Raw genomic sequence first — 24,850 nt, 5'->3', positions numbered from 1 at the left:
TTCTACCTTTTCTCCTTTGCTCGCTTGCCTTTGATTTTGTTCACAGCTGTGAACTCCTTACTTCCGTCCGCTTACTGCCTCAAAGCGGTCTCGGAATTCTTTCATTAGTGTTTCAATGTTCTCATCCAACCAATCTGAGAAGCCGGGGGCTGCACTGTCGTTAATACTGATGTTCAGCCCTGTGGCCCCTTGTTTAACAGTTGCTAGGCCTTCTCCGACGATTCTGGGGTTTGGTCTGGGTGTTTCGGATTTCCTCTTTATGTCATCAAGTAGTGCCAAGAGACGTTCATCTGAAGAGGAGCTGGGAGGTAGCTTCTCCAGTTCCCGGAGTGCGTTGCGAGGTGTGATCAACTTTTGATCCAAAGCATCAACCAAGATCATCCACTTGGTGCGACCGAAGCCCGGCGCAGCCCCAATAGCATCACCCAGTTCGCGCGGTATTGACTTCGTAATGCGCTCTAGGTTGGACAACCCAGACTTTGTCAGAGACATGATTGTTATGACCTCTGACCTATTTTTACCTGAAGCAATGATGTCGGTAGCAAAGCGCGCGCGCTCATAGAATGTGAGGTCCTTCCTGGACGCATTTTCAAGGGCTTTGGCGATCAGGGCCTTGTCATCATCGAGGTCGACAACGTTAGCCTTAATCTTAATGTTTTCATCCGGGTAGGTTTCTTTTAGGTAGCGGCAGGCAGCCAGTCGACGTCGACCAAAAATGATCTGGTAGCGCCCGGTTCGACCAGGTTCATGACGCACCTGAATTGGCACTTGCTGACCGTTCTCTCGTATGCTGTCCGCCAGTTGCTCAAGTGAATGGTTTGGGACGTCACTGTCGTCGTCAGTTCTAGAGTTCACAGCTGTGAACTTCTCAAGCCGGTCCTCCACTCCCCAGTCATCGATAAGATCGGGGTCTATCTCATCAATAGCGTTATACGTGTCCTCAATGAATTGCAGACCCGGCGTGATTGGTCGGGCAGGGGAGGGGGTCGCGTCTTTGACCTCAATAGTAGCTTGCTCTGCGATTTCCATCATGCTGGAATGACGCTTTCTTGCTCTACGCTCCTTCGCCATCAGATGCGCCCCCATGCTTCAAGAACCATGTTTTCTACTTCTTTACCGACGGCATCCATCGAGGTCTTGGCTCGGTCGTAAGTTGCTCGTGTCAGGTCAGACCTGTTCAGCTCATAGATTGATTGCTGAAGCATGGCTGCATCACTAATGGCGGTACTTTTTAGGCTGGTCGCAGTCATTACTCGCTCTTGAAAGAGGGCACGCATGAACGCAACAATTGTTTGAGATGGTGTATCAACAGGCTCGTCCCGCGTAACCAAGAGACGGTAGTTATCATAAACAAGTTTTGCTCCGCTTCTTTCAATTACCTCCATGTACGAGGAAGTCATTTTGAGAAACTGCGCGGTGGACGCGACATCGAGCATCGAAGGAGTTAGTGGTACAATCACTGACGTTGCGGCCGCCATACCACCCATTGTGATAAAACCAAGGCTGGGGGGGCTATCGATCAGAACCACATCGTAATCGGTCTCCACCGACATGATGGCGTCGTGAAGGCGCGCAAAGAAGGGGTGCTGCTTGCTGTTTAGCTTTGCCGACTCTGCCTCAAACTCAGACAGCATCAGCCCGCCTGGCGCGATCGAAAGGCCAGGAAAGTAAGTTTCTCGGATGACTTCCTTCATCGAAATCGGATCATGGTAAGTGATCGCGTCGTAGACGGTATCAATACTCTCATCCAGCTCGGTTTGAAGGCCGCACATTGCTGAAAGCGAAGCTTGAGGATCGAGGTCAACACAAAGTACCCTGAAGCCTTGCAGTGCGAGGTAATGCGCAAGGTGAATACATGTCGTGGACTTGCTGGAGCCACCCTTGAAGTTCATCACCTGAATTCGCTGCAGTGACTCGCCTTCGCGACGCCGCGGAACGTATCGTCCTGGAGTTTTACTGCGGGCTTCTAAAAGCTGCCGCAGTTCCCAAACTTCCAGACCTGTATAATACCTGCGACCGTGATTGATTTCACTGGCCTCGGGAACGGCGCCTTCCACAGTCGCTTTGCGAAGATACTGGTGGCTGATGCCAATCAGATCGCAAACTTCTTGAGCTGGGAAAAGGCGCAGCTGCTTTGTTGAGTCTGGAGCATAGGCCGCAAGAAGGTGTTCTTTGATTGCGAGATTCAGTCGACTACTGATCTCGCTGCTGATATCAACTGGGGAAGTTGATGCAATGGGTGTGGTTGGTATCATGGTTACATCTGTATGCTCGAATTGGCGATTTACGCTCTACCACCACAGAGACCTGATGAAATGATTCAAGTCAACCTTTTTTTATATGTAGAGTAGGGGGATGTGAGTCCTACTACATGTTGACATGAAAGTTCACAGCTGTGAACTTTTTGCCGTGAGACGAATTGCATGCCTTTTTTGAATGACCACGTCGCATCCCGTGTTCTCGAGAGCCTGTCAGATTAAGGACCAGTGGAGTGCAGAGTGACTCCATAAACTCTGGAAAAGTTGGAAGCCCCGTCAGCTAGTGGATTGGTCTGGGGACTCATCGCGATGTGTCGAGATATGTTTCCGCACTGGCCACACTAACGGATGGGGTAGGGGACAAGACATAGGCATTGCAACCAGAGTATCCCTCAAGCCTGGACTTCTTCGAACAATCAGTAAGCATTCACCCCAACAGATCCGCCGCCGGGTTCTCTGCTATATCGACATCATCGTAATATTTCTGCGCCTGCGCCATGGAGCGGTGCAGCGAGAGGCGCATGGCGGCTTGGATCGGGGCGCCGTCCAGCGCGGCCTGGGTCAGAAAGCCCGAGCGTAATCCATGCGGTGAGGCAAACCCCTGAGGCAGCCCGGCCAGTTTCAGGCGGTGTTTGACGATCTGCGCAATCGCATCCGGGCTGAGGCGACGTTTCAGCACCCGGTCGGCTTTGGAGATGGGGCGGAACAGGGGGCCATCCTCGATCCCGCCAACCTCGATCCAATGCACCAAGGCTTGCGCGGCGCGGCCCTTTAGCACCAGTCGCGGGGTTTCGCCCTTGGCTGTGGTCTTGGTCTCCACCAGCGAGAGCCAGACCAAACCTTCTTTTTCGAACGCTTTCAGGCTGACATCCTCGCGCATCAGCGCCGTGATTTCCGACCGCCGCCGCCCACCGCTGGCCCAGCCCAACATCAGGATTGCCCGATCTCGACAATCACGGCGCGAGCCGCGACAGGTGGTTAGCAACTGTTCCAGCACATCGCGGGTGATCGGATGTTGCGATTTTGGAGTAGGGGGCCGGGCGGCGGCGCGTCGCGCCTTGGCGCGGGCCTGTTTCACCTGTGGCGCGTCGAAGGGGGAAGGGAGGTTCTTCATCCGGTGAAAGGCCAACCAGGAGGCGATGCGCCGGTCCAGCGTTGACGGGGCCGGACAGGCCAACGACTTGCGCAGCCCTTGCGCGATCAGTGCCTCTGCCACCTGTCGTGCAGTGTCGTCTTCCGGGGCATCGTTCAAATCGCGGGCGTGATCGAGAATGAAGGCGAGGGCGGTGGCCTCGGATTCCGGCCAGTCCAACGCCGCACCGAACCGCGCAGACTTCCAGGCGGTGACATAGAGCAAGTCGCGCTCATAAGCGCGGAGCGTGTTTTCCGGCGTGCCGCGCACATAGAGATCGGTGAGCGCGTCCTGGTCTGTCTGTGACAGGGCAGGGGAGACAGTGGGGAGGTATGGGGCAGGGGGCTTCATGTGTCGATTTTCCCTAACCTGTAGACTGCTCATGCTTGTTTTCACCATGTTCCATGGTTGGCCTTATGCTGTGTTGGTTTTTTACGAGTAGACTCGGACTGAATTTGTGCCGGTACATATTTACAAAATTGCAGGTTACGGTGCTGCATCGACAAAGGTTTGCTGCCGGTGCGGGGCAGAGGTCTACGGGTTACGGACCAATGCCGATGCGAGTCCAGTGGTTAAGGAAAACCGACACATGAACTGTATTCTGCGCTGATTCCGCGGCAAAATCAATCACATCTGATAAGGGATACTTATCAGGTATAATGAGGATTTGGTGATGCGGCAAAGGTAACGATCATTACTGCCAGATTATGAGCACAAAGTGGGTAGGGTGGTTTCTATTACAGCCGAAATCAAAGAGTCTGCTGTAGATTCTTTCACCAATTCCGACGCGAACGCAGACATTCCCAAGTTCGTGAGTTTTGCGTATGCAGTATAAACCTGGGACGAGGGCGGGCGTTGATTGAATCGAGCAGTTTCCCACCCAAGCGACAGAATCGTAAGCCTGCCTTTGGTTGACCTCTCGTGTCATACTCTTCACTCTTGTGAGTATCTTCAGCCGCGAGGCCGCAATGAATCAAAAAAGCTTGCTTGTTATCCTTCTTATTTATTCCGGGATCGGGTTGGCCGGTTCGGTCGGCGCTCAAACACAGGGAACCTGTGTCATAACGCAAACGGAAGGGCAGGCGGTCGTTTCTGCCCGAGGAGCAGGTACCCAACCTGCAGTCATTGGTTTGGGTTTGGGGTTGAATGCCAAGCTGCGCACGGAAGCCGATGCCAGGGTTACCATGGCCTGCTCTGGTGGGCTTGAAGTTGTTATAGGCCCAGAGAGCGAGATCGACGTGCTTGGTCTATTGGATCATGAAACGCGCCCCTTTGGACTGCGATTGATCGATGGCATCGCTGGGTTCCTTTTTTCTTCGGAAGACGGGAACGGCGTCCAGGTCAGAACCCCTTCTGCTGTTGCCGCCGTCCGTTCCACCGAATGGGCGATGCGAGTCGAAAACAGGGCAAGCGCCATCTTCACACGTGAAGGCACGGTGTTTGTTTCTGCAGATGACACCGTTGCGCAACTAAGCCCGGGAAAAGGCATCGATGTATCCTCCTCTGGCGAGGTTGGGTCGGTCACGGATTGGGGGTCGGCGCGCATTGAGGAATTCGACGCACTTCTCGGGGCGGAATGGTAGCACGCGACGGGTTTCGACGCGCACGACGCATTACCGGGGTGATCGTGCTGCTGTTGAGCCTGTTGATCGCGATCTGGCACCCAGGAGACCGAAGTACGTTTTGGCAGGGAGTTGAAGGCAGGCTGCTCGACGCCAGATTCTTTTGGCGCGGCCCGGTGACACCCCCGGAGGGTGTCGCAATCATTGCATTTGACGATGCTGCCATGGCACAGCTTGAAACGTTTCCGCCGGCTCGATCAGCCTTGGCAGAGGCGGTGACGATTGCCTCAGAGGCGGATGCCGCAGCAATTGCTTTGGACTTTCTGTTGATTGATCCTCGTGCGGGTGACGAAGGTCTTGCTGAGGCATTGGCAGGTGCAGACGCAGTACTTGGGGTAGCCGAGGCGCCCGCTGATGCATCTCTGCAAGATCTCCAGAGCGGCGATTTTTCAGTTGTGATAGCCCCTGAGTTGGACAACTCGCTGCCCGCGTTGGGACCGGCTGAAACCCTGCGCGGTGTGGCATCGATCGGACATGTGAACCTGCGCCATGATCCCGATGGAGCAGCACGTCGGCTTATTGCTGCGCAGTATCTGGCAACTAAGGACGGCAACGCATGGTATCCGCCGCTCGCCCTCGCGGTCCTCAAGGCGGCGGATAATGAGCTGGACCTGCAGTTGCGATCATCCCGAACAGGCGGGCACCTGACAGTTGGGGACACCTTGGTCGCGCTGGACAGGCAGGGCGCTATCCCCCTGAACTTTTACGGGCAAGAAGGGACGATCCCGACCTATTCTTTCGCAGAGCTTGGGGAGGCAAACCTGCGGGACAAGATCTTATTTGTCGGGGCCACCGCAACCGGGTTCGGAGACCGGCACGCTACGTCCTACGATGCTACCTTTCCCGGCGTTGAGCTGCATGCAACTTTGGCTGCAAACGTGATCGAGCAGCGTTTTCTGCGTCGTGACGCGCTGACATGGTCATTGGACATCGCAGTGGCGCTGATCGCAGCCACGCTCGGATTCTTCGCCGCAAGGTTGGACCGGCCCTGGCTAGGGGTTTTGGCGACCGCTACAGTGTTCAGCGTGCTGGCCCTCATGCTGCAAGCTGCATTCGTCGTTGGTTGGTGGCTGGACGGGGTCACAGCAGTCTTCTCGCTGCTGCTCGGAGCTGGTGCCGGCGCCGGGCTGCGGCTCATGGAACATCGTCGGCGTGCTGCGAACCTTGCGCTCTATCAGTCGCCCCTGCTCGTAGAGCGGCTGGCAGATACGGCCGACCCCCGGTTCGAAGCCACGGCAAGGCCTGCCGTTGTTTTGTTTGTTGATGTCGCTAGCTTCACGACGCATTCCGAGAGCCTCGGCCCCGAGGGCACCGCCCATTTTTTACGGCTGTTCCACGGACTTGTCGAACAATCCGTGGAGCCACAGCACGGGATCATCGCACATTTTGCAGGAGATGGCGCAATGGTCGTCTTTGGGCTGCCAGAACCCGGTCCGGACGACGCTATGCGCGCGCTGTGCTTCATCGATGCGCTGTATGTGGCGATTGGCTCAAGCCCGGACTGGCCCGGTCTCGGGATACGGGTCGGTGGGCATGCGGGCCCGGTCCAGACCAGTGTAATCGGCGGCAAGCGCCACAAACAACTCGCAGTGAGCGGTGACGTGGTAAACACAGCCAGTCGCCTGCAGGAGTTCGCCAAATCTCAAAACGCCGCCATTGCCCTGTCCAGCGCACTTCTGGAGCCAGATCCGCGAACGCGCGAACGAGCAGAGAAAATGGGATTGCACCCAGCCGGCCAACATACGCTTCGTGGTCGGGTGGAGCCGATTGACATCTGGACAGGACTGCCTCCAGGTACAATCCAAACCTAGCCCAGCTTTTGCGGTGCCCTTAATTGCTGGACGCTTGCTCAAAAAAGTGAGCAAAATCAGTGAAAGATTGTGCCTTTTTGTTTCTGGAAAATATCATTAGTTACTGGACCATCCCATTAAAACCCGGGCGGTGCGTCCTGTGGATAATTCGCGTGGCGGTTAGACGTGAACGGGGAAATTGATCCAGTAAATCGCTCACGGGGCGTATGTGCGACTGCTTGTTGGTGGCCTGTGGATATCCGAGAATTTAGGGTACAAAAACGAGGTAAAATCATAAGAATGTATCTGCGTCCAGAAATTAAGGGCACAGTGACAGCCTCCCTCGATTAAAATCCGTGATGGCATTAACACCGAGATCTCCTGGCCAAAAGATTGCCACAAAGCCGTGCAGACGCAATGAACTACCTCATTTTCGATGCATGATCGGGATCGACACTCAACTCGAAAAATAGATTCTGTGCATGTAGCGTCATATAGTATTCGTAGAATCTATTACGGTCAGGGCATGACGCATTCCAACGCAGCTTCCGGGTTTTCCCTCAACCAACTGGATCTCAACCTGCTTCGTGTTTTCGATGCAATCATGCGCGAGCGAAGTATAACCAGAGCGGCAATGCGCCTGGGTAGAACGCAACCATCGGTCAGCCACGCGCTGAATAGGTTGCGCGACATCTTGGGCGATGAGCTATTCCTGCGCGTTGACGGGCAAATGGCGCCAACGCCCCGCGCAAAAGATTTATCGGTGACGATCAGCAAAGCACTGTCAGACGTAAACCTCGCGATTGAACAACATCTGCATTTTGAGCCCAAGTACACGACGCGAACCTTTCGGCTGTGCGTGTCAGATTATACCGCTGTTGTGGTTCTGCAGGCCCTAATTCAGAAATTTATTACCCAAGCCCCGAAGGCCAAATTGAACGTCGTGCATGCACAGAACTTCGAAGTGGCCTTGAAGTTGCGTAAGCGCGAGATCGATTGCGCGATCGTCGGGGATTACTCCGGGAACGATCCGTTGATTGAACAGGAGCTTGTGTCCAAGGACCGAATGGTTTGCGCCGCCTGGTCCGGCAACACCAAGCTCAAGGATATGACCCTTCAGCGGTACCTTGATGCACAACATCTCCAGATTTCATCTGATGGTCGCTCATCAGGCATGATGGATCGGGCGTTGAAAGATATCGGATTAAGCCGCACTACGATTGCTGTGACGCCCTATTATATGGGGATACCCTATGTTCTGGCGGGCACAGATATCATGACCGTGTTTGGCGAAGGCACGTTGCTGGCATTGCCGCCCGACAGTGACCTCACAATCTTTCCTCCGCCCGTAGAACTACCTGACCTCAGGGTCGAATTGCTGTACGAAAACTCGGTGTCGCCGGATCCGGGGCGAGAATGGTTAATGAACGTCATTCGCGAAGTCGTGGGGCAACAGGACAGCCGCAAAAAGGCGCTTTACAAAAAGATGCTAACGGTGATTTAGCAAACTAATGTAGCGTTCTGCTGGCATCATCTGGCAAAATGCTAAATCTGAATTGCCATCACTCGATTTCAAAGATTGCCTCGACTTCAACACTGGCCTGAAGCGGCAGCGAGGACACACCCACAGTGGCGCGCGTGTGACGACCGGCATCACCAAAGACGTTGACCATAAGGTCCGATGCCCCGTTCATGATTGGTGCGTGATCCGCAAAATCGGCATGCGCGGCGATGTAGCCACGCAGCTGAGATACACCCGTGACACGATCAAGCGATCCCAGTGCGGCTCTTGCCTGGGCCAATACGTTAATTGCACAAGCTCTCGAGGCGGCAACGGCATCTTCGATAGTTGCCCCTGTACTGACGGCACCTTTCGATACAAGCGTGCCCTCGATATCCAGACACAGTTGACCTGAGATGTACAATTGATTGCCGGAGATCTTGGTGGCCACATAGTTGGCCACAGATTTCGGGGGCTCAGGGAGCATAAGGCCCAATTCCGAGATCCGCGCTTCTGCATTTGTTGTCATTTTTGTGTCCTTAAATATTGTCAGGCGGTTTTCTGATGGTTTTGAAAGGCCGCAACAAACCGGTCCAGCCCGCTTTGAAGCGTTATCCGGGCCGTTGCCAAGTTAAGACGGATATGGCCTTCGCCACCGGGGCCAAGCGGCTTGCCGGGTGTGACCGAGATCCGCGCCTCTTCGATGATGGCATTGATTTGGTCGTCCGAGAGGCCCAGCCCACGCATATCCAGCCAAGCAAAATAGGTGGCGTCCGAGTCAAAAACCGTGATTTGTGGCAATGCATTCTCGAGCGTGTTGCGCAGAAGGGCGTGATTGCCTTCGATATAGCCCATCAACGCCCTGCGCCACGAGTCCCCGCCGCGTAGGGCGGCCTCGGTCGCGGCCTGCCCAAACATGCACCCTCCGAAATAGAGGTTGTTTTTGGCCAACCCGCGCTCGAATGCCTGGCGGTACTTGGGATTATCGATGATCACCAAGGAATGCTTGGTGCCGGTCAGATTGAAACTCTTGCTGGCCGATGTCAGCGTCGCTGAATTAATTGCCGCGGCCTCGGAAATCGAGGCGAACGGAGTATACTTGTGATCTGCTTTGACGAGGCCAAAGTAAACTTCATCACTGAGAACAAAGATGCCCCTGTTCAGGCAGAACTCGTTCAGCGCACTTAGCTCGTCGTGGGTCCAGGCACGCCCAACGGGATTGTGCGGGTTGCAAAGGATCAGCATCTTGGTGCGCTCTGTCACTACTTGGGCCAGCCCGTCCAGATCCATGACATAGCGGCCATTTTCTACCTTGAGCGGGTTGGCCAGCGGAACACAGCCGCTTTCCCTGATGATCTCTTCAAAGCAGTGATGCACGGGCGACTGGTATACGACCTCGTCACCCGTCTGGGTCAGTTCCTCAAAGAATGGCTGCATCGACGGATAGATTGCGACGTGGCTGTAGATGGAGTCTCGCTCAATCGTCCAGCCATGGTTGCGTTCAAAGTGTCCGATGATCGCATCGAAATAGCTTTCCCGCTTCTGCGGATATCCAAAATGCCCACCCTGCGCGACGCGGTTGATAGCATCCTGAACGGCGGGGGCGGCCTTGAAATCCATCTCGGCCGTGCCAAAGCACAGCCAGGAGGGATCGTTCCTGTTGGCTTGTTCAAGCTCCCATTTTTTTGTGCTCAGACCCGTGCGATCGAGCGGAATTTCAAAGCCGAAATTCGTGCTGTCGGTCGTTTCCTGAATGGCCATGGAAGGAGATTGAAGCATGGGGTTTCCTGTTCTTGCTCGTTTTCGTCGTGTGCTGTCTAGTCTTTCATAGAACACGCGCCAGAAACTCTTTGGTTCGCGGCGACTTCGGGTTGGCAATGACTTCCTTTGGGTCGCCTTCTTCTTCAACGATACCGCCATCCATGAAGATCAGCTTGTCAGCCACTTCGCGTGCAAAGCCGATTTCGTGGGTCACAACCACCATCGTGATGCCCTCTTTGACGAGGCCTTTCATCACGTCGAGCACTTCGCCGACCAGTTCGGGATCAAGCGCCGAGGTCGGCTCGTCGAACAACAGGACCTTAGGGCGCATGGCCAACGCCCGGGCAATGGCCACACGCTGTTGCTGGCCACCTGACAACTGTCGCGGGTAGTTGTCCCGCTTGGCCGCCAAGCCCACACGCTCCAACAGCTCTTCGGCATAGGCGATGGCGTCTTTCGAAGATTCTCCGCGCACCCGGATGGGGGCTTCGATCAAGTTTTCCAACACGGTCATGTGGGGGAACAGGTTGAAGTGCTGGAAGACCATTCCGATCTCGGCGCGACGCTGGCAGATGGCCGAGTCAGGCAGCTCGTGCAACTTGTTGCCCTCCAGCCGGTAGCCGACAAAATCACCATCAACCAGCAACAGCCCCGCATTGATCTCTTCGAGGTGATTGATGCAACGCAGGAAGGTGCTCTTGCCCGATCCCGATGGACCAATAATGCAGGTGCAGGTTCCGGCAGGCACCGTCACATTCACGCCCTTCAGTACTTCCAAGTGGCCGTAGGATTTGTGCACTCCTGCGGCGTGGACCATGGCGTCAGACGGAACACCAAACTTCTCACGGTGATTAAGTGGCGCAGCCATGCTTATTTCCTCCGGTTGAATTTAAAGAGAGATTTTAGGAATCCTTCAGCGTCGCCATGGTCTTCCTTGCCATAGTAGCGCTCGAGATAGCCCTGCCCGACCGACATGATCGAAACAACGACGAGGTACCAAAAGGTCACCACAATCAAGAGCGGGATGGTTTCAAACGTCCGGGCATAGATTGCCTGGGCCGAATATAGAAGGTCACCCACGGCAATGATCGAAACCAATGAAGTGGTTTTCAAGAGGTTGATGGTTTCGTTGCCGGTTGGTGGGATGATCATGCGCATCGCTTGCGGAATGATGATCCGGCGTGTCAGAAGGCTCGGTTTCATACCGAGGCAGGCAGCGGCCTCGGTCTGGCCCTTGTTCACGGACATCAAGCCACCACGGATGATTTCCGCCATGTAGCCAGACTCATGTAGCGACAGAGCGATCGTGGCCGCCACAAAGGGTGTCATGACATCATTGGTTGGAACCGAGACGAGCATGACAACGCCGGGAATCCCAATGCCGATATTTTTCACCAGGATAGCAAGGTTGTACCATAGGATCAGCTGAACCAACGCCGGTGTTCCTCGGAAAAACCAGACAAACACGCGGGCGGGAATGGCTAGTAGCTTGCTCGTCGACATCATCATGAGCGCAGCAACCATGCCCATCGCCGTAGCTAGAGCCATCACCACAATCGTGAGCCAAATGGTGGTCCAAAGTCCTTTCATGATCAAAGGATGGAACAGGTATTTGCCTACGATGTGCCATTGAAGTGCTTGATTTGTCACTGCTCCATTGACGAGGAATAAGACGCCAATGACTACAAGGGTCGCAGCTATGACGCGACCGGGGTGACGCAAAGGGATAACCTTGAGTTTTTCAGGGTCAAGGTACACGCTAACGGATTGGTTTTCGGCTGATGAACTCATGGCAGAATCCCCCTCATGGGATAGGCGTCCCCTTAGCGCGGGACAAAAGTGGAGAGGTCAAAAGGAACAGGTGATTGCTGGCCCCACCACGGGAGACTATGGCAGGGCCGGGGCCGTTTAGTTCGGCAATTGGGACGCTTCGGTGTATACCGTCGACTCCGATAGTCCGGACGCGTTCAGCTTATACCCTGACAGAATCCGCTCGTAGCTCCCGTCGCTGATCATCGCGTTAAAGACTGCCTGCATCATCTCAGCCGTAGCGGTATCGCCTTTTCGAACGGCTACGCCCAACGGCAACGGAAACATTGGATCACCAACAACAACCTGCGCGCCTTCGCTGGTGACTTGATAATACCCAGCCGAGGTCGAGTCTTCGAGCCGCGCCTCTGAGCGACCTGCCATGATCGCCTGGATTGCGTCTTTTTGCTCGGGGTAGATCTGCTTTTCGACAGCAGGCTTGCCAGCCGCCTCGCAGGCTTCGGTCAGCTTGTCGGCTACAAAGTCACCCGAAGACCCGGTCAGAACAGCGATCTTGCGACCGCAGGCACCGTGTTCACCTTCAAACGACGCCGCTGCGTCTGATGTTGTCACAATAACCACACCGGTCTGCAAGAATGACACGAAGTCAACTTGCTCGAGGCGTTCTGCCGTCACTGTGAACGTCGACCAGGCGATTTGGAACCGGTCGGCTGCCAGGCCGGGAATCTGCGAGGCAAATGGCACCACGTCGATGTCCAACTCCGCTCCCAAGAGATTGGCGGCCGCAGTAGCCAGTTCAATATCAACACCAGCGGGCTTGCCATTCTCGTCCGTGTATTCGAACGGCGCATAAGAAAGCGAGTTTGCAATAGCAAGTTTGCCACTGCCTTTGACAGCATCGGTGACGGGGATGTCGCCAGCTGAGGCAACGGTTGCGACTACGGCTAGTGCAGCAACTGCAACAGGCTTGTTCAGAGATTTGAGCATGGGTTCCTCCCGAGATAGTACTCAGAGGTAGGCTAGAAATGCACAGTTAATTAATCCAATTCATAGTTAGCATACGCTAAATGCATCACCTGCATAAATGCGCACTCACGAGCTTTGCTAAAACGTCGAAAAAGCCTTTACCTCTTTGACTCAAATAAATCCTTGTAGATTTCGTTAACTGCTTTGCAATTCTCAAGTATCTTGTTCATGTCCGTGTTCTTTTGTTGGGGGCAGCCTAGTGTTCTGCCGAATGACAGCCTGCGGTACGCCGTCAAGAGCGCGATGTCGTCGTTGGCGCCACAAAAGATCCGACTATGTCATGTCGGAATAACTGGAACCAGAGGTATCCCGACTATCAATGGTGTGCGCTGGCCATCCCACCAAAGGCGGCTCATCACACAATGAGAACAATCTTTCGATCGTGACGTTGTGTTTCGGCACGTGTAGTTGGGTTTCACTAGCCGAACGGCCGATTGGATGGAGCACGACCGATCTTTCCAAACATGCGGCGAAGGCCTGAAATTCACCCATCTGCGGATTGCTTTACTCCAAGGAGGTGTTCTTTTGAGACCGTCGCGAATTCATCCTTTGTCCCACACAGGTATTGTCTACTAGTGTTGGCTGGTAGTCCACACCGGGATAAAGCAAACACATGACTTCTCAATAAGTTACCAATGACGACAGGCTTCTACTCCTACAGAATTCGTATGGTTTCCGCACAAATCACTGTTGCGGATCCGACCGGAATTGCGGCAAAAGACACTACCTTGGCGAGCGCAGTTCTGGTTGATTGGTCGACCAACAATTCGTAGCGCCTGAACTTCTTGGATGTTCTAACCGTTCTCGGCGAGCGTGACTTGTCGCTGGGATTTTGGAGGGCACAATGAAAGCCTATCTCGTTGCGCATATTCTATTGCTGCCATTTCTCACCTTCACTGTCCTCGCACCGTTTGGTTTTCCACTCGCTGGTGCGGTCTTAGGTGCAGTTATCGGTATTGTTGGCTGTGCCGTGCGGTATGGCGCTCAATTTCCTCCGGCATTTATGGCCGCCCAGGTTCTGGGAGTTCTGACCGTGACGCTGGTTCTTCTGCTCGGGCCAGGGATTCGGGAGACCGACTCGCTCGCCATTGTATTCTCGTTTCTCGCAGTTGGGGCATTCGTGAGTATCCGCCAAGGCAGGCCGTGGACAGCAGAACTATCTGCGGCCGACGTCGGTGAATTTGCTCAGCATCCGGCCTTCATCAAGTCCAACATGATGTTCTCAGTTATGTGGATGCTAATCTTTGCTTGGTTCGCTTTTGCAAACTGGCAAGAGCTCTCGGCCATATATCGGTGGGTTCCGATGATCCTTGGTGGTGTCATTACGGTTATTGGGCCGAAACTTCTGATGAGAATTGGCGTCAAACGCGGCGTTGTTCCTCCGCAAAAATAGAATGATGCAGCGATGCCGGACTCATTGAAGGACGGAGAAACGAAAATCTAACGGTTTCAAAACCTTCGTTTCTCCAATGGCCTTCGTTTACGAGACAACCCCTTGGATATTGATGCTCCGTTTCTCGATGAACCGGTCACCTCTTCGTCAAAACCGATAAGTTGCCCCAATGAGCGGCCCGGACTGACTGAACGTGTAGTCGCTTCCATCAATCTCGTGATCGAATGAGATGTATCGGTAGCCTCCCCTGATAAGCCATCTGTCGCTAATAGCGTAGTCTGCGGTCATCAGAACCTGCCAGGTTTCGCTTCCGCTTCTAAAGCCTCCATAATCAAAAAAACCGGTACCAGACCATTTATCCGAAAAGGCAATACGTGCTCTTGCGGCGACAACCGGATCGGTCCAGCTTTCATCGGCAATACTCGATCTCCCGGGCATCATTCCCGGCGTAAATTGCAGGTCTGTTTTAGTTCTGTACCATCTAAACCCGCCGGCCAAGTCCAATTTGACGGATGGGTCCTCATAAACCCTGTATCCCAGATAACCACTGAAAAATTGGGTTTTGACCGAAGTATCCAGATCGGCATTTGCAGGACCTGACAATGTGTTGCTGAAGCTTAAATCGACGTAATTGTAGTCCGCTAGAATGCTCCAACGACCATTGGTTGCGGCAAACGCCCCCATGAATGCTAGATCCAGATTCTCAAGCGCATCTGAAAAACTCAGCGTACCCTCAATAGTACCTATGGGTGTTGCTTGAGAGGTTTTGGTCTCTGGCGTGAACAAATAGATCGAAGCCTCGTAGGACCAGTCATTTTGCTGCGCTGAGACCGCATTCGCCGCAAGCATATACACTGCGACCAGTGGTGCGAGGTCTTTCAGTAGTCTATTGAAAATCATATCTTCCACCTGCCGATCAAATGTAGTTGAGCTTCTTGCTTATCCAAAAAAGGATTTCCGCCAGCGCTGAGATCGCACCGGCCTCTTCCGTGATTATCAGGGCTGTTCCAGATGTACCAAGCTGTGCGCTATCTGCAGGAAGGCCTTCTGGGATATCCATAGTGACGATGTAGCTGGACGCACCAGTTAGTTCGCGCAGGCTTGGCAACCCGCCTCTCGCATCCACCGCGCCTTCTCGCGTTCCCGGCGGAATTGCGCGGATTGTTGTCTCAAACTCGCGGCCCGGCATTGTTCCCAAAGCAATCCGGATCGTATCGCCTACTGACACGTTGGGATAACTACTTTGCGGCAACTGCGCGATGAGCAACCGGTCTGCAGGAAGCGAAAAGTTCATGGCACCTTGAAGAGTCGTTACGCGATTTCCGGGACGCAGCGAGAGGGCAGTGACGATACCGTTATCAGGCGCGCGCACAACTGTCTGTTGCAAAGCCCACTCAGCCTGTGCCAGTGCCTCCTGAACTTCGACAACTCCAACATCAACGCCGTCCACTTGGGCCGCAATTCGTCGTTCAAGACTACGCTTGCGTGCCTGTGCAGCGCGCAGTCCGGCTTCGAGTTGTTCAATCGTGGAAACTGCTTCCTGAAGTTGGAATTCAGCGGCAGCACCGCGTCCGGTAAGTTGGACTATGTCGTTGCGGCGCTGCACACCGAAAGCAAGTTGCGCTTCGAGAGATTCAATCTCTGCAAGCGCCGCCTGATGATCTGTTTTCAACTGATCTGCGGCTGACTGTGCGGATGCAAGTGATGCTTGAAGCCGGGCTACTTCAGCCGCATAGGTGGTATCATCGATACGAAACAACACATCACCCTTTGCGACCGGTTGGTTTGCTTCAACGGCCACTTCGGTGACGGGACCAGACACGTTGGGTGCAATATTGATGACAGCACCTTGCACAGACACTGACCCGGAAGGTGTCGTGTGGTTCAAAGCTCCGATTACAACCAGCGCTATGACCAATGCTCCACCATATACGACTGTCTTGAAGAACCCGTTCCAAGGCAGGACTTTGAGCTTCGCAAAAACCAGCCAGACAATGCCGAAATAAAGACCAAGAATAATGAGCATCGTTAATAGCCCTCACTGTGTTTCTTTTACATCCGCTGCCGTCAAAACTCGCGCGTATAGCTGATGCCAAGTAGGTTACGTTGTCCGAACGTGTTGTCGATGTAGCTACCAAACACACTGATGCTGTCGTCTGGCGACGCATTGAAGGTAACACCTGCACCGATGCTGAACCCTGAGTAGTCGTTTGAGCCGGCGGATAGGACACCCGCGGTCTTTATCGTCCAGCGTTCAGAAATAGGTTTGAGACCCAACAATCCGACATATCCACCTTTGCTGGCGATTTCGGTGGGAAAGGCATCGGCGAACTCGAAATCGCTATTGCTGATCCGACCATCGGTGTAGTTTGCACCGAGAGCCGGGAACAAAAGCCACCCTTTCGGTCGGATGCCAAATGCAGCAAGAGGTACGAACGTTCCGATGGCGTATTGCGTTTGCATGACACCGCCTTCGAGTTCCTGCTCTGAGGCCGAGATATTCACGATGCCAAAATCGAAGAGGTAAGATCCGCCTATGCGCCACTGATCGTCCTCCGAGATTGATACGTTGATCTTAGTGACAGGTCCGAATGCTACTGACCCGAATAGGGTGCCAAAATCGCTGTACCGGACGCCGATTTTTGTAACAATTTTTGTCGGATCATCCGAGAGTTTTTCATCTGGAACGGTCTGCGCCCAAGACGTGGAAGCCGCCACAGCGAAGAATGCCCCTAAAAGAGCACGGGATATCATTCGCCATCTGGTCATGCTCCGGTACCCTCACCATCTTTCCTGGCTTGGTTTTGCCGTTTCCGTACTACCGCGCAGATAATGGTGAATACCAGGTTGATTGGAACCATCAGCGTCATGAATGCCAAGACACTTGCCGAATAGGCCGGATTGAAGCAGCACGCATCCACAAGAAGGTATACGAGGCCGACATTGCGCAGGTTTGTACAGATGGCCAGTACCTGCTTATATTCCCGATTGCTGCCGCCTAAAAACCAACCGACCGCCATGAGCGAGAGAATGAAGATCAACATGGCGATCAGGCTCATCGGCCCAAGACCTACAGCCGCTTCTTGCCTGGTCCCGAGACTCGCTACGACAGATGCAATAAAAGAAACTGTCGATATGAGCATCGCCGGTTTGTAAATGTGCTCGGCCACTGTTGGGAAGAAACGACGGATCAACATACCCAACAACAGTGGAATCCCAATGACAGCCACGATACGGATTAGCAATTGATCCCAGGCGACGCGTTCAAGCGCATCGGTTGGAAGGACAATCTGTGCTGCCGCAGGGGCGAGTATTAAGCCAATGATTGACAGCAAGAACAGCAACGCTCCAGCAGCACCGACTTGTCCCGGTGCTTTAGTTGAAAACTGGACTGCGTTGATACCGCCAGGAGCTACCGCCAACAAAAACAACACGACGCTCACTGGTCGTGGGAGGGGAAAGAAACCGATGATGAGAATCGCGATGATAGGCGGAACGAACACATTCGCGGCAAGTACTCGCGCAAGTTTTTCTCGTTCGAGAATGGAGGAGCCCATTTCGCGGAAAGTTGCACTCATCCCGATGCAGAGCATCGCGAGGCAGAGAAAAATATGGATAAATAGCGTGACGGATTCTTCGAAGGGAAGGGGGGAGTCCATCACAGTGGTTCCACATTCCAAAGGATGCTAATTGTAGCGTAAATCGCGACCGCGAAAACCAACCCGGCTGAGATCAAGGCAGGTGAAATCGGAAAAGGCTTTCCGGAGATATCAGACAGTCGCTTAAGAAAAGTTATCTGTTGTATGATAGCAACTGACAGCATCAGCACCGCCAGTACCAGCATGAACAAACCAACAAAACGTGCGCGTTCCACCGGTGCGTCTTCTAACCCAGGCACGTCAGTTAGAATTCGGAAAAGTGCTGGTATGGAGAAGCCGAACCCAATGAGTGACGTGGCCGTTCTCATATATCCCATCGTCGTCCTGTCCGATGCAAGCCGGGAACGCTCGAATGCAAGATCCGTGCGCTCTCCAGCCAACTGATTGGTAGAACGCTGCGGTTCATCCTCATCGTCAAAATCCATGGTATGCCTCAGTGATAATTCTAGGTCTCATTTGGTTTGTCTGCGACCCGCTCTTCACGAATTTCCCGAACAAGAAAATAATCGAGAAAAGTTCGGACAAAGGCGATCGCCGTCAGCTTCGCGAGTTCTTCAATTGTCGGGTCTGTCGCAGTTGCGATAATGTCCGCGCCTAACTGCAATTCGAGCGCAACAATCAGGTACTTTCCGAGGATGCGCCGCGCGATTGGCTCTGCATCGGAGTTTCTGTGCAATATGAGCGCTCTAACGAAGGCAACACCTCCTGCTGCAACAACAATGACGCTCGCCGCTTCGAAAAGGATCTGGATATAGCTTGCCGCTTGAACGATCAGTATTTCCAACGCATGCATGGTAACTATCCTGTTGCGACAGGTTCATCTTGACTTTCCGTTCGACCGACAGACGACACTGCGCAAGCATTGAACAACTCACCCAAGTGATCTGGATCGAGCGTTGATTTATGGGCGATGGCAACGATGCGGTTGGCCCGATTCTCAGCACCCCAAGCACGGTCCTTTGTCAGCTCAACGCGCCGTCCAACAACTTGCAGCACATATCGGTAATCCCGATCGTCATCCAGGTGCACAAAGCCTTTGCAGCGATAGATATTAGAAGGCAGTTCTCTCTTGATCATTCGTTCCAGTGCTTTGCGCTGTAACGGAGCATTGTGCGTATAGCTCCATGTACTGAAGAATGAACCGTGATTGTGCCTATGATCATGGTCATGGCTGTGTTCTTGATCAGCCATCGCGCGAGAAACATCGAACCGCCCAACGGACAGCAGGATTTCGAGGGGAACGCCACACTTGACCGCAGGCACAATGCGGACCCTCGAGAAGAAGCCGTCTATCCACCTCTTTACCTTTGCAGTTTCCTCGACACCCGCCAGATCAACTTTGTTTAGGATTACAAGATCCGCAAATCCGATCTGCTGCAGCTTGAGCTTGGCAAGGTCCGGGTCGTCATAAGTGAAGACTTGATCGGCGTCGACGACACACGTCACACTGTCAAGCCGTATCAGGTCGCGATAGGCTGAATCAACGAAGGTCATATAAATGCTTGCTGGGTCTGCCACCCCGCTGGCTTCAAGCAGTATGTATTCGATGGGATCATCACGTTCGATCAATGCGGCGACAGACTCAACGAGATCATCTCGGATTTGACAGCAGACGCAGCCGTTCGCGAGGCTGATCATCCCATCTTCGACGTCAACAACCAATTCTGCATCGACATTGATCGAACCGAAATCATTCACGAGAATGCCGACTTTCAACCCATGATCACCCTCCAAAATCCGGTTCAGCAGAGTGGTTTTTCCCGCACCCAGAAACCCTGTTAGGATCGTCAGCGGGACAGGTTCTTTTGGGGCATTATTCATGGCTGCATCCTTGGCAAGAACTGTGATCGCGCCGCGTGGCTCAGAAACGCGGCGCGTATTTTTAGTCAACAATCAGATCAATCCGTATGATCGCGTGCAGCAATCAGGGCGTGGAGGTCGAAGCGGAACGTTTCTTCGTCGTAGTGCTGCGTCAGTGGACGGAGTACGTCCTCAGGCATGTAGAGGGCCGGATCTAGTTCCCGTTCCCGGAGGAAGGCATCCTGTTGTTCCTCACGCGGCAAACGCGGTTTCGGGATCTGAATGTAATCCGGCATCTCGCCATCCGGGAACGGTATCGTTCTGGGATCTGGTGGCTGCATCGCCGGCATTTCCGGACGCAGGGCCATGCGTTCCCAGATACGATCCTTGGTGACGTTGATTACCTTGGTGTCTGGTCCACCAAAGAGGAATAGACCATCCCAATGCGCGCGAATTTCCGCGATGGCTTCGCCCGCCGATTCCTCGGTGTAGTGGCAGATCACACCGGCCCGAGGTTGAATTTCATTCATCAGATATCCCGCCGCATAGTAAGGCGTGTGGTAGGTATCCAGAGTGAATTCCAGAACTTCTTTGGGCGTGCCGTATTTGTAATTGAGCAGTTGCGGTAGATCGGCTTGTCCTTCGGTCACGAAAATGTCGCAGCCTTTCGCAAACTCGATCGTGCTTTCATCAGGGCGCCCGTCGCCTGTCCAGACAAAGGACAATCCGGCTTCTTCCCAATCCACGCGATATGCTGACGCACCGCTTTTCACGTGGCTTCGCGCCCAATGCGTGACTTTCAATCCGGGTTCTTCCAGAACCACACCGCCTTCGTCTTTGTAGTCGAACTCGACAACTTCGGTGTCGTAGCCTGCGCCAATCGGGCAGTGGTCAAAGTTTTCAAGATGCCATGTCATCATCTCATGCATCTTGTCGACCATATATTGAGTGCCCGTCTCTGGCCGGTCACCCGATGGGCCGAAAATGCGCAAACCGTTACGCCAGCCACCCGACCATGCGCGGAACGGCATAAAGTAGGGCAGGTCTGCATAGTGGTCGACGTGCAAGTGGCTGATGAAGATGTCGCGCACCATCGGCGGCAAAATGCCAAGCTGAATAATATTCCTTACGCAGCCATTGCCGAAATCAAAGAACAGGCGGCGCGGGAATGGAGTACCATTCCCCAACTCCAAGATAATGCATGTGCCGGACTGTACCATCGTCGGAGGCCAAGGCGTGCTACCCGGAAAACAAATCCGCATCTCGCCTTTTGGCAAAAGCTCGTTGGGCGGGAAAAAGTTGTTGCTTGTACAGCCGGGTGTTGGCCGGAAATATTCCGGCAGCGTAATGCCACCGCCGGGGCGTTGCCCGTAAGGGTTGCGTGGTTGGCTCATTCTAGATTCCTCCGGATATGGTTTTGGTGCTCAGTGTTTTGACTTCTTCTTGGTTCCTGAAGATCAGGCCCCGCAGTTCGGTGACATCGTCGAGGTCAATCGACATTGGTGAGCCTCTGAGTGTGCCTTCGTATTTCAGACAGCAGCTCGTCTCGAACAGTCTCCCATTCTCTTCGAACAGGAGACTTTTCTGGTGAGAGGGCTAAATACTTAAGGGCTTCATCAAGGTCTTCCACCGCTTCACGTACGTTTTCGTTCCTTAGCGCTCGGGACAGAGCTGCCTCGGAATACTCGGGTATGAGGGTGTGGAGTTCCCTGCAGTTCATGGCAGAATGTGACCCTTTTGTATTCACTTTAGCCAATATGTTAGAAGGTGGATGAAGCGAAAGGAAAGTGAGTTACAGTGAGCTAGGGGTAAGTTCAGCTTAAATTCAGAGGAGCAGGATGGTTATTAATATATTGAAAAAACTTCTTAAATCAGGTTCTTTCTAAGAAAATGGTAACGGCTGAAGAAATTAGACAAGCACTTGAGCGCGTCCTGACATCTGCAGAGTTTGCTGGTTCACCCAGACTGCAGTCCTTCCTGAGATACATTGTCGAGCAGGAACTTGACGGTCATGGGAGTTCTATAAAGGGCAAAGTTATTGCGACCGATGTCTACGATAAGGAACTTGACGAGAACGGAGGGGCACTAAACCTCGTGCGGGTTGAAGCCCGTCGCCTACGGCGTGGTTTGGAGGATTATTACAGTGGCGCGGGCAGATCGGACCCTTTGCGCATAAATATGCAAACCGGAGGGTATCGACCACAGTTTGAACGATTCATCGCGACGAAGCCAAGTGTCGGACAAAGCCAGTCGGAATCTTCGCATTCTGACGGTTTATGGCGTCATAAACTCCTGCTGCCCCTGATCGGAACAACGCTTTTGTTGATATTTGTTCTGTGGTATTTTGGTCTACGCGGTTCCCAATCGAAAACGGAGTTCGCAACCGTTAAAAGCTCCTCAGAACTGGCTGCACTTCGGGAGAGGTCAATTACCAGTGTTCAGGCTGTAAACTTAGCCGAGCAAACACGGGGATTGTTTTTTCCTTTGTTCGACCTCCGACGGCAAGCCATTAACCTGGAAACGTTTCGGTATGTGATTGAACTCGATCCGAACCTTGCTGCAGGCTATGCGGGTTCGGCCCAGGTACTCACACTTAAGTCACTGCTTACAAGCAATGCCGACGCATCTACCGCTTTAATTGGTGAAGCTTTGGAAATGGCAGAGCACGCTACCACGCTAGACCCTTTGGATGGTTGGTCCCAAGCCGCTCATGGTTGGACCCTTGCCGTGACGGGAGACATTGAAGGAGCGCTTAGCCGTGCCAGAATTGCCTTGGACCTTAGCCCTCAAGACGGCCACACTTTGGATCTAATAGGCATCACGGCCCTAGTGGTAGATGATCCAGTGTTTATGGCCGAAGTGTCTCACCCACAACGGTCTCGACTGGGCGTCGGCCGTTTCGCATACAACAATATCTACGGCGCTTCACAACTAATGCTGGAGAACTATGACGAAGTCATTGAGGCCTTCTCCAAAGCAGCAGAGCGAGGCCATCCCGTAAGTCCTCCAAGCCTCTTTTTGCTCGCGACCGCCTTTCACGAAACAGGTAATCCTGCAGGGGCGGAGAAGGCAATCGTCGAAATGTTGGACACTTGGCCGGACTTTCCTGCCCATGAAGTTATAGCTCGGTTTTTCGTGAATGACTCTGCAACTCGTTCGCGCGTTCTTTCGGTGCTTGATCTGTATTCACCAAGTTGAGTCAGCAGACGTTCAGCTAGTCGAAGGAGTCCGCGCGACCAACTCGCCACCTTCCAGTCCGTTAGAGCTTCCTGACTCAGGCTGTTCGCCTCGGCCAACATACACATGATTGAAGATAATCGTACACGCTTCGGTTCGAATTCGAAGATCCGTAGCGACCCAATCTAATCGCATGAATAAAAGGAGGTTGATAAGCCAAGCATATCTGCAAAGCTCTTATTATCTGCCAGACACGAGGCCTCAAGTGCGACTGATCAGGATTTGTTTAATTGTAGCAGCGATGATCGTAATGGCCGTCGTCGGACTAAGGCTGGCGTTTCCACTCCCGCGAGAAAACTTCGCCGAACAGACTGTGATGCAAGGTTCCGATTGGACTGGACCACTTGGGACGACCATCAAGAGCGCTTTGGAGAGCAATCCCGGATTCGACGGGGTGCGCCCGTTAGGAAGCGGTCGCGCGGCATTTGCAGCCCGCGCCATCCTCGCGAGGGAAGCGACATCTTCAATCGATGCTCAGTATTACATCTGGCAGGATGACGTGACCGGCCTGATGCTACTTGACGAGCTTAGGGCAGCCGCCGAGCGTGGTGTGCGGGTTAGGTTGCTGGTCGACGATAACGGCATCTCAGGATTGGATGGTTTGCTTGCCGAACTGGATGCTTTGCCCACTGCAAATGTTCGCATTTTTAATCCGTTCACACTGAGAAGTCCCAAACTATTGTCGTACGCCTTTGACTTCAGCCGCCTGAACCGGCGGATGCACAACAAGTCAATGACAGTGGATGGGGTGGCCACAATTGTCGGTGGCCGCAATATCGGCGACATATATTTCGACTACGGGGCAGGAACTCACTATCTTGACGTAGACGCGATAGCCATCGGTCCTATTGTGGAAGAGGTTTCGCAGTCCTTCGATACATATTGGAATAGCGCTTCTTCGTATGATGCCGTTCTCTTCTTAGACCTTCCCGCAGAAAAAAGCCTACAGGCTAAAGCTGATGCGGCGCGCCAGACTGCCATCGGCGCAGGTTATCAGAAAGCAATCGAGGAAAGCGAACTACCCGACCGGATTGAGGGACATGATTTGAAGTTCGACTGGAGTGAGGTCACTCTTTTTGTCGACGACCCTGCCAAAGGCTTGGGTATCGTCGCAAGTAAAGACTTGATCGTCGAACAACTGATCGAATTCGCCGAAGCCTCTCAAACATCACTGGATCTTGTCTCTGCTTATTTCATTCCCGGTGAACGAGGTGCCGAGGTCTTGAATGGGTTAGCGAAGTCCGGAGTAAAAGTTCGTGTCCTGACCAACTCCTTGGACGCAACCGACGTGATGCCAGTTCACGCGGCTTACATGCGGTACAGGGATGACTTGACGAACAGCGGTGTAGAACTTTTAGAGCTGCGCGCTTTGCGGCAGGAACATCGAGACCGGAGCCTACCAGAGATACTGGCCGGATCGGCATCGGGCCTGCACGCAAAGGTATTTGCGTCAGATGGTAAGCGGATTTTTATTGGCTCATACAACCTCGATCCCAGGTCTGCGAGTCTTAACACCGAAATGGGACTGTTGATCGAAAGTCCGGCGATTGCTGTGTCGCTCGCTGATCAATTGAAAGCGGAGAAAGTTTGTCTGGAAAGGCTTGATAGACACTTCCAAGCGTCGCGTTCTCCGGCAGAGATGGAAACAAGCGTTTCATTCATTTCTCTTTCAATCTTGCTTTGGATAACTTCGTCTCAAAGTGAAGAACCAACGTTGTTTGCGCAATCCTAAAGCAATTCTTGGTTCCGAAAAAAGATTCTGTAGGAAACTGCGAACGGCAGGTTTGCTTAACCGCACCGCACCATGTTCGTCACTTGGTTGAGAGCTATTTCAGTTGAGCCGTTCTCGTAAATTTGCGAAGTCCGAGTTAACCGCAAACCAGAGCTTTAAATCCATGCGT

The 24,850-nt window shown here is 53.4% G+C and carries 22 protein-coding genes; 6 read left to right on the top strand and 16 right to left on the bottom strand.

The annotated features are described in order from the left end of the window. Positions 1–57: 57 nt before the first annotated feature. The 3 genes from repB to ACR0AU_RS20355 form a co-directional block, all read right to left on the bottom strand. Positions 58–1,071 (bottom strand): plasmid partitioning protein RepB, encoded by a 1,014-nt coding sequence (gene repB, locus ACR0AU_RS20365; RefSeq protein ID WP_480522595.1) that lies wholly within the window; start codon positions 1,069–1,071, stop codon positions 58–60. After that, a complete protein-coding gene (gene repA, locus ACR0AU_RS20360; protein ID WP_480522593.1) occupies positions 1,071–2,255 on the bottom strand; it encodes a plasmid partitioning protein RepA in 1,185 nt (394 codons plus the stop codon). The genes repB and repA overlap by 1 nt, the downstream gene beginning before the upstream one ends. Positions 2,256–2,685: 430 nt before the next feature. Further along, positions 2,686–3,741, bottom strand: coding sequence for a tyrosine-type recombinase/integrase (locus ACR0AU_RS20355; RefSeq protein WP_480522591.1), 1,056 nt, complete (start codon positions 3,739–3,741; stop codon positions 2,686–2,688). A gap of 617 nt (positions 3,742–4,358) precedes the next feature. Here ACR0AU_RS20355 and ACR0AU_RS20350 point away from each other — a divergent pair. The 3 genes from ACR0AU_RS20350 to ACR0AU_RS20340 all read left to right on the top strand — a co-directional run bounded on the left by ACR0AU_RS20350 (position 4,359) and on the right by ACR0AU_RS20340 (position 8,306). After that, entirely contained in the window at positions 4,359–4,973 is a 615-nt protein-coding gene (locus ACR0AU_RS20350) for a FecR domain-containing protein (protein ID WP_170514524.1), read from the top strand. After that, a complete protein-coding gene (locus ACR0AU_RS20345; protein WP_170514527.1) occupies positions 4,967–6,823 on the top strand; it encodes an adenylate/guanylate cyclase domain-containing protein in 1,857 nt (618 codons plus the stop codon). The genes ACR0AU_RS20350 and ACR0AU_RS20345 overlap by 7 nt, the downstream gene beginning before the upstream one ends. Positions 6,824–7,238: 415 nt before the next feature. Beyond that, positions 7,239–8,306, top strand: coding sequence for a LysR family transcriptional regulator (locus tag ACR0AU_RS20340; RefSeq protein WP_480457479.1), 1,068 nt, complete (start codon positions 7,239–7,241; stop codon positions 8,304–8,306). 58 nt (positions 8,307–8,364) lie between these two features. On the opposite strand, the gene ACR0AU_RS20335 is transcribed toward ACR0AU_RS20340, so the two are convergent. From ACR0AU_RS20335 to ACR0AU_RS20315, 5 genes are all read right to left on the bottom strand, one after another. After that, positions 8,365–8,832: a RidA family protein gene (locus ACR0AU_RS20335; protein ID WP_170514533.1), complete on the bottom strand. Its 468-nt coding sequence runs from the start codon at positions 8,830–8,832 to the stop codon at positions 8,365–8,367. Positions 8,833–8,852: 20 nt separating this feature from the next. After that, a complete protein-coding gene (locus ACR0AU_RS20330; protein ID WP_170514535.1) occupies positions 8,853–10,082 on the bottom strand; it encodes an aminotransferase class I/II-fold pyridoxal phosphate-dependent enzyme in 1,230 nt (409 codons plus the stop codon). Positions 10,083–10,128: 46 nt separating this feature from the next. Continuing rightward, on the bottom strand, positions 10,129–10,932 hold the full coding sequence (locus ACR0AU_RS20325; protein ID WP_480796169.1) for an amino acid ABC transporter ATP-binding protein: 804 nt from the start codon (positions 10,930–10,932) through the stop codon (positions 10,129–10,131). A 2-nt stretch (positions 10,933–10,934) separates the two neighbouring features. Beyond that, entirely contained in the window at positions 10,935–11,855 is a 921-nt protein-coding gene (locus tag ACR0AU_RS20320) for an amino acid ABC transporter permease (RefSeq protein WP_170425029.1), read from the bottom strand. A 117-nt stretch (positions 11,856–11,972) separates the two neighbouring features. Continuing rightward, positions 11,973–12,821 (bottom strand): ABC transporter substrate-binding protein, encoded by an 849-nt coding sequence (locus ACR0AU_RS20315; protein ID WP_170514538.1) that lies wholly within the window; start codon positions 12,819–12,821, stop codon positions 11,973–11,975. 883 nt (positions 12,822–13,704) lie between these two features. Between ACR0AU_RS20315 and ACR0AU_RS20310 the strand changes: the two genes are divergently transcribed. Beyond that, positions 13,705–14,253 carry a hypothetical protein gene (locus ACR0AU_RS20310; RefSeq protein WP_170425035.1) on the top strand — a complete coding sequence of 183 codons (549 nt, stop codon included), beginning with the start codon at positions 13,705–13,707 and terminating at the stop codon, positions 14,251–14,253. Positions 14,254–14,400: 147 nt separating this feature from the next. Here the strand turns inward: ACR0AU_RS20310 and ACR0AU_RS20305 are convergent, their stop codons facing one another. The 8 genes from ACR0AU_RS20305 to gntH all read right to left on the bottom strand — a co-directional run bounded on the left by ACR0AU_RS20305 (position 14,401) and on the right by gntH (position 21,106). Next, complete coding sequence (locus ACR0AU_RS20305) at positions 14,401–15,153, bottom strand: porin family protein (protein ID WP_254443027.1); 753 nt, start codon at positions 15,151–15,153, stop codon at positions 14,401–14,403. Positions 15,154–15,169: 16 nt separating this feature from the next. After that, a complete protein-coding gene (locus tag ACR0AU_RS20300; protein WP_170425038.1) occupies positions 15,170–16,279 on the bottom strand; it encodes an HlyD family secretion protein in 1,110 nt (369 codons plus the stop codon). 41 nt (positions 16,280–16,320) lie between these two features. Beyond that, the gene (locus tag ACR0AU_RS20295) at positions 16,321–17,022 is read right to left on the bottom strand and encodes a hypothetical protein (protein WP_170514540.1); all 702 of its coding nucleotides are present in this window, start codon (positions 17,020–17,022) and stop codon (positions 16,321–16,323) included. After that, the gene (locus ACR0AU_RS20290) at positions 17,019–17,912 is read right to left on the bottom strand and encodes a bile acid:sodium symporter family protein (RefSeq protein WP_170425044.1); all 894 of its coding nucleotides are present in this window, start codon (positions 17,910–17,912) and stop codon (positions 17,019–17,021) included. The genes ACR0AU_RS20295 and ACR0AU_RS20290 overlap by 4 nt, the downstream gene beginning before the upstream one ends. Next, on the bottom strand, positions 17,912–18,337 hold the full coding sequence (locus ACR0AU_RS20285) for a YidH family protein (RefSeq protein WP_170425047.1): 426 nt from the start codon (positions 18,335–18,337) through the stop codon (positions 17,912–17,914). The genes ACR0AU_RS20290 and ACR0AU_RS20285 overlap by 1 nt, the downstream gene beginning before the upstream one ends. Positions 18,338–18,357: 20 nt before the next feature. Beyond that, positions 18,358–18,705: a DUF1622 domain-containing protein gene (locus ACR0AU_RS20280; RefSeq protein ID WP_170425050.1), complete on the bottom strand. Its 348-nt coding sequence runs from the start codon at positions 18,703–18,705 to the stop codon at positions 18,358–18,360. A gap of 5 nt (positions 18,706–18,710) precedes the next feature. After that, entirely contained in the window at positions 18,711–19,733 is a 1,023-nt protein-coding gene (locus ACR0AU_RS20275) for a CobW family GTP-binding protein (RefSeq protein WP_170425053.1), read from the bottom strand. A gap of 77 nt (positions 19,734–19,810) precedes the next feature. Beyond that, positions 19,811–21,106 carry a guanitoxin biosynthesis MBL fold metallo-hydrolase GntH gene (gene gntH / locus ACR0AU_RS20270; protein ID WP_170425056.1) on the bottom strand — a complete coding sequence of 432 codons (1,296 nt, stop codon included), beginning with the start codon at positions 21,104–21,106 and terminating at the stop codon, positions 19,811–19,813. 496 nt (positions 21,107–21,602) lie between these two features. Between gntH and ACR0AU_RS20265 the strand changes: the two genes are divergently transcribed. Continuing rightward, a complete protein-coding gene (locus ACR0AU_RS20265; RefSeq protein WP_480796168.1) occupies positions 21,603–22,910 on the top strand; it encodes a tetratricopeptide repeat protein in 1,308 nt (435 codons plus the stop codon). Positions 22,911–23,199: 289 nt separating this feature from the next. Beyond that, the gene (locus tag ACR0AU_RS20260; protein WP_170514546.1) at positions 23,200–24,681 is read left to right on the top strand and encodes a phospholipase D family protein; all 1,482 of its coding nucleotides are present in this window, start codon (positions 23,200–23,202) and stop codon (positions 24,679–24,681) included. Positions 24,682–24,850: the final 169 nt, after the last annotated feature.

The sequence above is a fragment of the Ruegeria sp. CG1 genome, assembly GCF_056537265.1.
This window is presented reverse-complemented; position numbering and strand designations above follow the sequence as displayed.